9 protein-coding genes, 1 pseudogene and 2 riboswitches are annotated in these 11,990 nt (G+C 68.9%); of the genes and pseudogenes, 9 read left to right on the top strand and 1 reads right to left on the bottom strand.

Translation table 11 applies throughout. The annotated features are described in order from the left end of the window. Positions 1-47: 47 nt before the first annotated feature. On the bottom strand, positions 48-1,223 hold the full coding sequence (locus V5F59_RS06805) for a serine hydrolase domain-containing protein (protein WP_393982398.1): 1,176 nt from the start codon (positions 1,221-1,223) through the stop codon (positions 48-50). A gap of 221 nt (positions 1,224-1,444) precedes the next feature. Beyond that, positions 1,445-1,556: riboswitch (guanidine-I (ykkC/yxkD leader) on the top strand. A gap of 69 nt (positions 1,557-1,625) precedes the next feature. Here V5F59_RS06805 and V5F59_RS06800 point away from each other — a divergent pair. The 9 genes and pseudogenes from V5F59_RS06800 to cobW all read left to right on the top strand — a co-directional run bounded on the left by V5F59_RS06800 (position 1,626) and on the right by cobW (position 11,989). Beyond that, positions 1,626-2,729: a putative urea ABC transporter substrate-binding protein gene (locus tag V5F59_RS06800; protein WP_509211195.1), complete on the top strand. Its 1,104-nt coding sequence runs from the start codon at positions 1,626-1,628 to the stop codon at positions 2,727-2,729. A 219-nt stretch (positions 2,730-2,948) separates the two neighbouring features. Beyond that, on the top strand, positions 2,949-3,761 hold the full coding sequence (locus V5F59_RS06795) for an ABC transporter permease (RefSeq protein WP_393982396.1): 813 nt from the start codon (positions 2,949-2,951) through the stop codon (positions 3,759-3,761). Next, complete coding sequence (locus V5F59_RS06790) at positions 3,758-4,582, top strand: ABC transporter ATP-binding protein (RefSeq protein WP_393982395.1); 825 nt, start codon at positions 3,758-3,760, stop codon at positions 4,580-4,582. Before V5F59_RS06795 ends, V5F59_RS06790 begins: the two co-directional genes overlap by 4 nt. Before the next feature lie 10 nt (positions 4,583-4,592). After that, positions 4,593-5,405 carry an urea amidolyase associated protein UAAP1 gene (locus V5F59_RS06785; RefSeq protein WP_393982394.1) on the top strand — a complete coding sequence of 271 codons (813 nt, stop codon included), beginning with the start codon at positions 4,593-4,595 and terminating at the stop codon, positions 5,403-5,405. A gap of 12 nt (positions 5,406-5,417) precedes the next feature. Then, positions 5,418-6,065: an urea amidolyase associated protein UAAP2 gene (locus V5F59_RS06780; protein WP_393982393.1), complete on the top strand. Its 648-nt coding sequence runs from the start codon at positions 5,418-5,420 to the stop codon at positions 6,063-6,065. A 3-nt stretch (positions 6,066-6,068) separates the two neighbouring features. Next, positions 6,069-9,614, top strand: coding sequence for an urea carboxylase (gene uca / locus V5F59_RS06775; protein ID WP_393982392.1), 3,546 nt, complete (start codon positions 6,069-6,071; stop codon positions 9,612-9,614). A gap of 43 nt (positions 9,615-9,657) precedes the next feature. After that, a pseudogene (locus V5F59_RS06770) lies at positions 9,658-10,077 on the top strand (allophanate hydrolase-related protein); the annotation flags it as partial. Positions 10,078-10,227: 150 nt separating this feature from the next. Continuing rightward, a riboswitch (cobalamin riboswitch) is annotated at positions 10,228-10,425 on the top strand. Between the two features lie 53 nt (positions 10,426-10,478). Continuing rightward, positions 10,479-10,955, top strand: coding sequence for a DUF1636 family protein (locus tag V5F59_RS06765; RefSeq protein ID WP_393982391.1), 477 nt, complete (start codon positions 10,479-10,481; stop codon positions 10,953-10,955). Then, complete coding sequence (cobW, locus tag V5F59_RS06760) at positions 10,955-11,989, top strand: cobalamin biosynthesis protein CobW (protein WP_393982390.1); 1,035 nt, start codon at positions 10,955-10,957, stop codon at positions 11,987-11,989. Before V5F59_RS06765 ends, cobW begins: the two co-directional genes overlap by 1 nt. Position 11,990 lies beyond the last annotated feature (1 nt).

The raw sequence follows: 11,990 nt of genomic DNA, 5'->3' as shown, positions 1-11,990 counted from the left end.
CGATTAGCCCAAGCTGAGCCGGTTGGCGAGAACTGAAGGACTTCGCGTCACGCATCCAGAATGCGCCGCATGGCCCGCAGGCCGAGGCCGGAGGCACCCGGCCCGTTGCACAGCACGAACACGCCGAAAGGCGACGGCGTCCCCGTCCCCTGCCAGGCGAGGAAGCCCATCCAGGCCGTGAACCCCGCCACCGCTCCATCCTTGGTGACGAGGGTGAGGGGACCGGTGGGGTCCTCGACATCGTGCAGGATCCAGCCATAGGCGGTGCGCGGTGCCCGCCCGCCGCGGCAGGCCGGGGCGGAGAAGGCCTGCCCCTGGAGATAGGCAAGGGCCGGGCTCGCCCCGCCGTTCGCATCGAACCCCATGGAATGGCGCAGGAAGGCCAGCATGTCGCTGCCGGTGCTGACGATGCCGCCCGATCCGACGCCGGCAAGGCGCGTCGGCTGATAGTCCGCCGCAGCAGGCAAGGCCCGCCAGTCGCGTCGATACGCCAAGGGAAGCTGGCGCTTCACCTCCGGCCGAAAGATGCCCGTACCGCTCATGCCGACGCCGCTGCAGAAGGCGCCGAGAGCCCGGTCGTAGCGGTCGGCGAAGGCGGCGGCCGTGCCCGTTCCGGCGCCATTGCCGGCCATGGCGAGCAGGGACCAGCTGAGGTTGGAATAGGAATAGCAACGGCCCGGCCCTCCCAGGGGACGGACGGTGGCAAGATAGCCGAACAGGCGGTCGAAGCTCTGCATGATCCCCGGCGGATGGGGCGAGCCGTGATTGTCCTGCAGCATCCCGCTCTGGTAGCGGGCGATATCGGCAAGAGGAATGGCGGCGAGGGCGGCGGAGAGCCGGCGCGGCGCCAGCCAGCGGCCGAGGGTGCCTTCGAACGGCCCGTGCTGCGCATAATGCACGCATGCGGTGAACACCTTGGCGATGGAGCCAATCTCGAACGGCGTGTGGCCATCGAGCGCCAGCGGCCGGCCGGCCGGATTGGCAAGGCCCTGCGCGCCGGCGAACAGAAGCTGCCCATTGCCGCGCGGGTTTACCACCCCCAGCACCACCGCAAGGTTCGCCATGTGCTGCTGGCGCGCCTGCGCCGTGGCGGCATCGATCATGGACTGGAGGTCGGCGAACGGCACCGGCGGAAAGCCCGTGGCCCCCAACCCCTTCGCCGTCAGGGCCGGCACGGTGACCGCCGCCAGCGCCCCGGTCACGAACGCGCGTCGGCTCAGCATGTGCTCCCTCCCCGGCCGGTCCCACCTGCATGCAGAATGGCGCGGCGCGCGCGACGTGGCGAGGCCTCACCTTGTATGCAATGCGCGCACAAAATGCCTGTTACGCCTAATTATTAGGCTCAATTTGCCCAACCGAAGCGCAGCCGCGCCGGGGGACAATTTCTCAGGCCATTGAAATCATGAGGCTCAGCCTCTGGCACGCTGGTTGCTTCAAGTCATTTCGAGTTGGTGGCTAGGGTTCCGGCATCCTTCAGGGTGTGGCTGGTCCGAGAGCTGCCACCGTCCCGGGAGACATCCGGGTCGGGTGCACGGCGGGATAAAAGCCCGGGAGACCTCAGTGGCCAAGGAATTGGCGGCACTAGGTCTCGCCAATTCCCAATCGTCTTAACGAAGGGGAATTACATGCGCACTCTGTTCTCGTTCAAAGCCCAGCGCCTCAAGTCGTTCTTTGCCCACACGCTCGGCGCTGCCGCCGTGGCGGGGCTTGCGCTCGCGGCGCAGCCGGCGCTTGCGGCGCCGAAGAAGGAATTCAAGGTGGCGTGGTCCATCTATGTGGGCTGGATGCCGTGGGGCTACGCCAGCGACACCGGCATCGTGAAGAAATGGGCGGACAAATACGGCATCAAGATCGATGTGGTGCAGTTCAACGACTATGTGGAGAGCATCAACCAGTACACGGCCGGCGCCTTCGACGCGCTGACCGTCACCAACATGGATGCCCTCTCCGTGCCCGCCGCCGGCGGCGTGGACACCACCGCCGTCATCGTCGGCGACTTCTCCAACGGCAACGACGCCGTGATCCTGAAGGGCAAGAAGGAGCTCTCGGCCATCAAGGGCCAGAAGGTGAACCTGGTCGAGTTCTCCGTCTCCCACTATTTGCTGGCCCGCGCGCTTGAGAGCATCAAGCTGAAGGAGCGCGACGTGAAGGTGGTGAACACCTCCGACGCCGACATGGTCGCCGCCTACAAGACCAAGGACGTGACCTCCGTCGTCACCTGGAACCCGCTGGTCTCCGAGATCCTTACCGACAAGACCGCGCACAGCGTGTTCGACTCGTCCAAGATCCCCGGCGAGATCATGGACCTGATGGTGGCCAACACCGACACCCTCAAGGACAATCCGGACTTCGCCAAGGCGCTGGTGGGCATCTGGTACGAGACGACCGCGCTCTTCACCGCCGACACGGACGCCGGCAAGGCCGCCCGCGCCGCCATGGGCAAGGCCTCGGGCACCGATCTCGCCGGGTTCGACAGCCAGCTCGCCGCCACCAGGCTGTTCGCCAAGGCCCCCGACGCGGTGGCCTTCGTGCGCTCGCCGGACGTGGGCACCACCATGGACCGGGTGCGCACCTTCCTGTTCGAGAAGAACCTCCTCGGCTCCAACGCCAAGTCGGCGGACGCGGTGGGCATCGAGCTGCCGGGCGGCAAGGTTCTGGGCGACGCCAAGAACGTGAAGCTGCGCTTCACCGACACCTGGATGGCCATGGTCGCCGACGGGAAGCTCTGAGCGGCTAGCGCCTCCCTCGCGTCCCGGACAGGCCTGAGCGCTGATCCGGGACGCGAGGGGAAAGCCCTGCGGAGCAGGCCCTGTCCCGCCGGCGCTGCTGGCAGGAGCCGCCTTCGGCGAGCTCTCGCACCGGGCTCCGGACTGACCGGAGGGCCCATTCCAGGGCCGGGCGGCCGGATCGGGTCCGCCCCGCCTTCATCATCTTCGGGAGCAGCGCGGATGCGCCTCATCAATGTCAGGCCGGATCGGGGAACGGCGCTGTTCCTCGCCATCCTGCCGTTTGCCCTGGTCGTCCTCGCCTATCTCCTCGGATCCGCCGAGCGCCTCGCCGCGAACCCCGACGACAAGCTCCTGCCGAGCCTCTCCAGCCTCGGCGCCGCCATCGTGAAGATGGCCTTCACCGCCGACCCGCGCACCGGCGATTATTTGTTGTGGTCGGACACGCTGGCCAGCCTGGAGCGGCTCCTCGCCGCCCTCGGCCTGTCCACCGCCATCGCCCTGACGGTGGGCGTGCTCATCGGCATGCTGCCCCTCGTGCGGGCCCTGCTCGCGCCGTTCGTCGCCATGGTCTCCATGGTGCCGCCGCTGGCGCTCCTGCCCATCCTCTTCATCGTCATGGGGCTGGGGGAGGAATCCAAGATCGCCCTCATCACCATCGGCATCACGCCCTATCTCGTCCGCGACCTCGCCATGCGGGTGGAGGAGCTGCCGCGCGAGCAGATGATCAAGGCGCAGACGCTCGGCGCCTCCACCTGGCAGATGATGCTGCGCGTGGTGCTGCCGCAGATCCTGCCGCGCCTCATGGACGCCCTGCGCCTGTCCCTCGGCCCGGCCTTCCTGTTCCTCATCGCGGCGGAGGCGATCGCCTCCGACAGTGGCCTCGGCTACCGCATCTTCCTGGTGCGGCGCTATCTGGCCATGGACGTGATCCTGCCCTACGTGGCCTGGATCACGCTGATCGCCGTGGCCATGGACCTCGCGCTGGCGCATGCGCGCCGCGTCCTCTTCCCCTGGTTCGGAGGCGCGAAATGACCGCCATCGCCGTCACCCACCTCTGGAAGGAATATGGCGACCAGATCGTGCTGGAGGACATCTCCCTCTCGTTCGCGCCACGCTCCTTCGTCGCCCTCGTCGGCCCCTCCGGCTGCGGCAAGACCACCTTCCTGCGCATCCTCCTCTCCGAGGAAACGGCAACACGCGGCGAGGTGCTGATCGACGGCAGGCCCATCGCCCGTGAGCCGGGGGCGGACCGGGGCGTGGTCTTCCAGCGCTATTCCGTCTTCCCCCACCTCACCGTGCTCGGCAACGTGCTGCTCGCCGCCGAGATGGCGGAGGCCCCGCTCACCGGCCGCCTGTTCGGCGCCCGTCGCCGCGCGGCGCAGGAGGAGGCCCGCGCCCTCGTCGAGGAAGTCGGCCTGAAGGGCGCCGAGGACAAATATCCGGCGGCGCTGTCCGGCGGCATGCAGCAGCGCCTCGCGCTGGCGCAGGCGATCATGCGCAAGCCGAAGATCCTGCTGCTGGACGAGCCCTTCGGCGCGCTCGATCCCGGCATCCGCGCCGACATCCACCAGCTCATGCTGAAGCTGTGGAACACCTGCGAGATGAGCGTGGTGATGGTGACCCACGACCTGAAGGAGGCGTTCACCCTCGCCACCCGCATCATCGCCTTCGAGCGCCGCCGCAACCGCCCGGAAGAAAAAGCCCGCTACGGCGCAACCGTCGCAAAAGACATCGAGGTCTGGCCAAAGAAAATCGCCGGACAGATGAAGCTGAAATCCACCAGCCCCGGCCGGGACGACCCGGCCACTTCCTCGGGCACCGGCCGGGACGACCCGGCGTTTCAGACGGCTTGAGGAGACAGCCATGACCGTCAGCGAGGAAACACGCCTCTTCATCGAGGAGAACAGGCGCCGGTACGAGGAACTGAAGGCCGCCGGCCAGACGCATGCGCCCAAGGCCCTGCCCGGCCCGACGCCGCGCGGCTCCGCGCCCATTCCCGAGGGCGCCGTGATCCGCGCCGAGACCATCCCCGGCGGCTGGTACTGGTCCACGCCGCTCAAGGCCGGCGAAGCGCTGCGCATCCATCTCGCGCAGGGGCCGGCTGCAGTCTCCATGATCGCCTGGGCGGCGGGGGACAAGTCCGAGCGCCTGAACTATGCCGACACGGTGAAGGTGCAATGGACCTCGGCGCTGGGCAAGGGCCGCGTGCTGTTCTCCGACATGGGCCGGGTGATGTTCTCCCTCATCGAGGACACGACCGGCATGCATGACGCGCTGGTGGGCGGCTCCACCGCCGCCTCGAACCGTGCACGCTATGGCGAGAAGGTGCTGCGCAACACCCGCGACAACTTCATCCTCACCGCCGGCAAGCTCGGCCTCGACAAGCGCGACATTCCCCCGGCCCTCACCTTCTTCGCGCCGGTGCGCACGGACGAGGACGGGCGCTTCCACTGGATCGACGGCCAACGCCAGCAGGGCGATTTCGTGGACCTGCGCGCGGAGATGGACCTCATCGTCGCCCTCTCCAACTGCCCGCACCCCATGGACCCCACCCCGGACTACGCCCCGCCCCCGGTGGAGGCCATCCGCTTCAAGGCGCCCGCGCCGGCCGCGGACGATCTGTGCCGCACCGCCACCATCGAGGCCGTCCGCGGCTTCGAGAACACCGCGCGCTGAGGGGAGACGATTATGACCCAGTTCTTCGCGACCCCCGTGCGGGATGCCGCTTCCGCGCTTCACGATTACTTCGTGCCGGCGAACGCGCCCTTCACCTGCCTGGTGAAGAAGGGCGAGAGCGTGCGCATCGTGGACCTCGAAGGCCAGCAGGCGGTGGACACCCTCTTCTACCGCGCCGACGATGTCTCCGAGCGCTATTCCTCGCAGGATACGCTGCGCGCGCAGGGCTCGGCCTATGTCTCCACCGGCACGAAGCTGATCTCGTCCGAAGGCAATGTGATGCTCACCGTGACCGCCGACACCTGCGGCCGTCACGACACCTCGGCGGGGGCCTGCTCCTGCGAGGCCAACACGGTGCGCTTCGGCCACCAGGTGAAGTATCTGCACGCCTGCCGCGAGAATTTCGTGATGGCGGTGACCAAGCACGGCATGTCGAAGCGGGACATCGTCCCCAACATCAACTTCTTCATGAACGTGCCGGTGGAGGAGACCGGCGAGCTCGCCATCGTCGACGGCATCTCGAAGCCCGGCGACTATGTGGAGCTGAAGGCGGAGATGGACGTGCTGCTCGTCATCTCCAACTGCCCGCAGATCAACAATCCCTGCAACGGCTTCAACCCGACGCCCATCCAGGTCCTCGTGTTCGGCGCGGAGGACTGAGCGGTGTTCTCCAAGATCCTCATCGCCAATCGCGGCGAGATCGCGCGGCGCGTCATCCGCACCGCGCGCGCCATGGGCATCGCGTCCGTCGCCGTCCATTCGGATGCCGACCGCTTCACCCGCGGCGTGCTGGAGGCGGACGAGGCCGTGCGCCTCGGCCCGGCCCCGGCCGCCGAGAGCTATCTGAACGTCGAGGCCGTCATCGCCGCCTGCAAGGCAAAGGGGGCGCAGGCCGTGCATCCCGGCTACGGCTTCCTGTCGGAGAACGTGCGCTTCGCGCGGCGCCTCGCGGAAGAAGGGATCGCCTTCATCGGGCCGAAGCCGGAGCACCTGGAGGCCTTCGGCCTGAAGCATACGGCGCGGGAGCTGGCGAAGGCCTCCGGCGTGCCTCTGCTGCCGGGCACCGACCTCCTCGACAACGCCGAGGAAGCGCTTGAGGCGGCGCAGGCCATCACCTATCCGGTGATGCTGAAGTCCACGGCGGGCGGCGGCGGCATCGGCATGCAGCTGTGCCATTCGCCGGCGGAATTGCGCGACGTGTTCGAGCGCGTCCAGCGCACGGCCCGCGCCTCCTTCGGCGACGCGCGGGTGTATCTGGAGCGCTTCGTCGCCGAGGCGCGGCATGTGGAGGTGCAGATCTTCGGCGACGGCAAGGGCAAGGTGGTGGCGCTCGGCGAGCGCGACTGCTCGCTCCAGCGCCGGAACCAGAAGGTGGTGGAGGAGACCCCCGCCCCCCTTCTCTCCGACGACGTGCGCACGCGCCTGCATGCGGCGGCCGTTCAGCTGGGCGAGAGCGTGAAATACGAGAGCGCCGGAACGGTGGAGTTCATCTACGACCCGGCGCGGCAGGAGTTCTACTTCCTCGAAGTGAACACCCGCCTGCAGGTGGAGCATCCGGTGACCGAGGCGGTGTTCGGCATCGACCTCGTGGAATGGATGATCCGGCAGGCCGCGGGCGAGGATCCCATCGCCGCCGCCGGCCCGCTCGCGCCCAAAGGCGCGGCCATGGAGGTGCGCGTCTATGCGGAGATCCCCCACGCCAATTTCCAGCCGAGCGCGGGCCTGCTGACCGAGGTGAAGTTCCCCGAATGGGCGCGCATCGACGGCTGGATCGAGACCGGCACCGAGGTGACGCCTTTTTACGATCCCATGCTCGCCAAGGTGATCGTGAAGGCGGACGACCGGCCCGGCGCCATCGCCGCGCTCAACAAGGCGCTCGCGGAAACCTCCATCTGCGGCATCGAGACCAACCTCGCGTATCTGCGCGCCATCGCTGCCTCGGATCTTCTCGCGTCGGCCAAGGTGGCGACCACGGCGCTGAAGGACTTCGCCTTCCGGCCCGAGAGCGTGGAGGTGATCATCCCCGGCGCCCAGTCGAGCCTTCAGGAACTGCCGGGACGGCTGAACCTGTGGCACGTGGGCGTGCCGCCGTCCGGCCCCATGGACGCTCATTCCTTCCGCCGTGCCAACGCGCTGGTGGGCAATGCCGAGACCGCCTGCGCGCTGGAAATAACCGTCAACGGCCCGACGCTGCGCTTCCATGACGATGCGGTGGTGGCGCTGTCCGGCGCCCACATGCCGGCGAAGCTCGACGGCGTGCCGGTGGTGCACGATGCCGCCTTTCCCGTGAAAGCGGGGCAGGTGCTCGCCATCGGCGCCATCGAGGGGCCGGGGCAACGGGCCTATCTGGCGGTGTCAGGGGCCTTCCAGGCACCTGTCGTGCTCGGCTCCCGAGCCACCTTCGCCCTCGGCCTGTTCGGCGGCCATGCCACGGGCACGCTGAAGGCGGGCGATGCCCTCCACCTCGCCCCGAAGGCCGCGCGCCGGGCCCTCCCGGCCACGGTGAGGATCGCCCCCGTGCCGCTGACGCGGGACTGGACCATCGGCGTCGTCTACGGCCCCCACGGCGCGCCGGACTTCTTCCAGGACATCGATATCGAGGACCTCTTCTCGGCGACCTACGAAGTCCACTTCAACAGCGCCCGCACCGGCGTGCGGCTGGTCGGCCCGACGCCCCGCTGGGCGCGGACCGACGGCGGGGAGGCGGGGCTCCACCCCTCCAACCTCCATGACAACGCCTATGCCATCGGCGCCATCGACTTCACCGGCGACATGCCCATCATCCTCGGCCCGGACGGCCCCTCCCTCGGCGGCTTCGTCTGCCCGGCGGTGATCGCCCGGGACGAGCAGTGGAAGATGGGCCAGCTGAAGCCCGGCGATCAGGTGCGCTTCACCCCTCTCCCCCGACCGGAGGACGAGGTCGCCGGCCCGACTGTCATCGGCGCGCCGGAGGAGACCGGCTCCCCCATCCTGGCCCGCCACGACGACGGTCCGGTGCGGGTGGTGTACCGGCGTCAAGGTGACGACAATCTGCTCGTCGAATTCGGCGAAATGCACCTCGATGTCGCGCTCCGGCTTCGCGCGCACCTGATGTCGGAGGCGGTGAAGGCGGCGAAGATTCCGGGCCTCATCGACCTCACCCCCGGCATCCGCTCGCTCCAGATCCACTATGACGGCACGCAGATGCCCCGCCGCAAGCTGCTCGACGCACTTGCAGAAATCGAGAAGGGCTTGCCCCGTGCCGAGGACGTGGTGGTGCCCAGCCGCATCGTCCACCTGCCCCTCTCCTGGAACGACCCGCAGGCGGAACTCGCCATGCGCAAGTACCAGGAGCTGGTGCGCCCGAACGCGCCGTGGTGCCCGTCCAACATCGAGTTCATCCGCCGCATCAATGGGTTGGAGGACGAGCAGGCGGTCAGGGACATCATCTTCGGGGCGAGCTACCAGGTGCTGGGCCTGGGGGACGTCTACCTGGGCGCCCCGGTCGCCACCCCCCTCGATCCCCGCCACCGGCTCGTCACCACCAAGTACAATCCGGCCCGCACCTGGACGCCGGAGAATGCCGTGGGCATCGGCGGCGCCTACATGTGCATCTACGGCATGGAGGGACCGGGCGGCTACCAGCTGTTCGGCCGCACCATCCAGATGTGGAACACTTGGCGGAGCACCCCCGCTTTCACCCCCGGAACCCCGTGGCTGCTGCGTTTCTTCGATGAGATCCGCTTCTTCGAGGTGTCCCACCAGGAGCTGATGGAGGCACGCGCCGCCTTCCCCCACGGGGCCTATCCCGTGCGCATCGAGGACAGCTGCTTCTCCTATGCGGACTATGCGGCGAACCTTGCTGCCAAGGCCGCGGAGATCGCCATCGGCAAGGCCCGCCAGCAGGCCGCCTTCGAGGCCGAGCGCACCCGCTGGAAGGCGGAGGGGCTGGACAGCTTCGTGGTGGACGACGGCGCCGGCGCCTTCAGCGAAGGGGACGTGCCGGACGGCTGCATCGGCGTTGCCGCCAACGTGCCCGGCAATGTCTGGAAAGTACTGGTGGAGGAAGAGACGGTGGTCTCCGCGGGTGACACCATCGCCATCATCGAGAGCATGAAGATGGAGATCTCCATCATCGCCCATACCGGGGGACGGGTCCGTGAGATCCGCGCCATTCCCGGCCGCACCGTGCGGTCCGGCGACGTGGTCGCCGTGCTCGAAGCCCTGTGACGGAGAAGAGCCCATGACGTCCGATCGACCGCTCAGCGGCCATCGTTCCGCGCAGCCCCCGCGCGGGGAAGTCGTGCCCATCGCCGTGGTCGGGGCGCACCTCTCCGGCATGCCGCTCAACCCCGAGCTGACGGAAGCTGGCGGCGTGCTCGTGAAGCGCTGCCGGACGGCGCCGGACTATCGCCTGTTCGTGCTGCCCGACACCACCCCCCAGAAGCCGGGCGTGGTGCGCCAGCCGGGCTTCGCCGGCCCGGGGCTGGAGGTGGAGGTGTGGGCGCTGCCCCCCGCCGCCTTCGGCCACTTCGTCGCCCGCATCCCCGCGCCCCTGGGCATCGGCAAGCTGAAGCTGGACGACGGCAGCGAGGTGCCGGGCTTCCTGTGCGAGGCCCATGCGGTGGCGCAGGCGCAGGAGATCACCGCGCTCGGCGGCTGGCGGGCCTATGTGGCGGGCCAGCGGGGCTAGAGCCATCCGGTCAGATGGAAGCGCCAGGCGCTTCCATCTGACCGGTGAAGCACCCCTAATGCATTGAGCAAACTATCAATTCCGTGACATCTGCCGCGCCGAGGCCTCCCCATCCCTTCGCGCCATTTGACAACCGTCCCCGCCGCTGCCTTTAGTGGCGGCGTCGAAGGTCCCGTGTTCGGCACGGGCGTAAAAGGGAATGCGGTACGGAGGCTTGCCCTCCAATGCCGCGGCTGCCCCCGCAACTGTCGGCGGTGAGTCCCTGCCAGACGCCACTGGAGCAATCCGGGAAGGCGGCAGGGACGCGGAACCGCGAGCCAGGAGACCTGCCTTCGACAAGGTCCGCGCCGGGCGGGGTGCTCCGGTTCTGCGTCCCTTGAAAGCCCGCGCCTGCGGGCGGCATGCGCACCCATGGGACCGATCGGGTGGAGCGCGGCGAGCATCCGGACATCTCTACGACCGAGGGGACGGCATCGGCCTCCTCCGACGGCGGCTGCGCGCCCGCCCCCTGCGCGACGCCCGGCATCACCCTCTTCGTCTGCACCACCTGCCGGACACCGGATGCGCCGGCCGATGCCCCGCGCGCCGGCGCGGCCCTCGTCGAGGCGACTCGCGCTGCGGCCACCGGAGACATGGCGGTGAAGGGCGTCGCATGCCTCGCGAATTGCAAGCGTGCGCTCTCCGCCGCCCTGGTCCGTCGCGACGGCTGGACCTATCTGTTCGGCGACCTTGGCACCGAGGCCGCCCCGGACCTGATCGAAGGCGCGCGCCTGCTCGCCGGCTCCGCCGACGGCCTCATGCCCTGGCGCGGCCGGCCCGAGGCGCTCAAGCGCGGCATGGTCGCGCGCATTCCCCCCTTCACCTTTGAGGAGCCCTGATGACCTCGCTCGCCCGCGTGCCCTGCACCATCGTCACCGGCTTCCTCGGCGCGGGGAAGACGACCCTCATCCGTCACATGCTGGAGAATGCCGGCGGCAGGCGCCTGGCGGTGATCGTCAACGAATTCGGCGACGTGGGGATCGACGGCGAGATCCTGAAGGGCTGCGGCATCGAGAGCTGCACCGAGGACACCATCGTCGAGCTCGCCAACGGCTGCCTGTGCTGCACGGTGGCGGACGATTTCGTGCCGGCGCTGGACCAGATTCTCGCCCGCTCGCCGCGGGTGGACCACATCCTCATCGAGACCTCGGGCCTCGCTCTGCCCAAGCCGCTGGTGCAGGCCTTCCAGTGGCCGGCCATCAAGGGCCGGGTGACGGTGGACGGGGTGGTGGCGGTGGTGGACGGCCCGGCGCTGGCGGAAGGGCGCGTGGCGCCCGACCTCGCGGCGCTGGACGCGCAGCGGGCGGACGATGCCAGCCTCGACCATGACGACCCGGTAGAGGAGGTGTTCAAGGACCAGATTGCCTGCGCCGACCTTGTGATCCTCTCCAAGAGCGACCTTCTCGACGCCGCGGGCTTCGCCATCGCCGAGAAGGCGGTGGCCGGCGCCCTGCCCCGCGCGGTCAAGCTGGTGCGGGCCACCGGCGGCAAGGTGGACCCCGCCGTGCTGCTCGGCCTCGGCGTTGGAGCAGAAGACCAGATCGACGGCCGCCGCACCCACCACGACGACGAGGAAGACCACGACCACGACGAGTTCGAGAGCATCGTCCTTGAGCTCCCCGAGATCAGCGATCCCGCGGCGCTCGCCCGGCGCGTGGTGGCGGCGGCCGAGACTCCGGACGTGCTGCGCGTGAAGGGCTTCGCTTCGGTCAGCGGCAAGCCCATGCGCCTCCTCGTGCAGGGCGTGGGCCCGCGCGTGTCGCACCATTTCGACCGGCCGTGGGGGACGGGGGAGGAGCGGCGCGGCGCCCTGGTGGTGATCGGCCTCAAGGGCTTCGACCGGGCGGCGGTGGAACACGCCATCCTCGGGTGAG

This window comes from Xanthobacter nonsaccharivorans (genome assembly GCF_043194755.2).
In the GTDB taxonomy this organism is placed as follows: Bacteria; Pseudomonadota; Alphaproteobacteria; order Rhizobiales; family Xanthobacteraceae; genus Xanthobacter; species Xanthobacter autotrophicus_G.
This window is presented reverse-complemented; position numbering and strand designations above follow the sequence as displayed.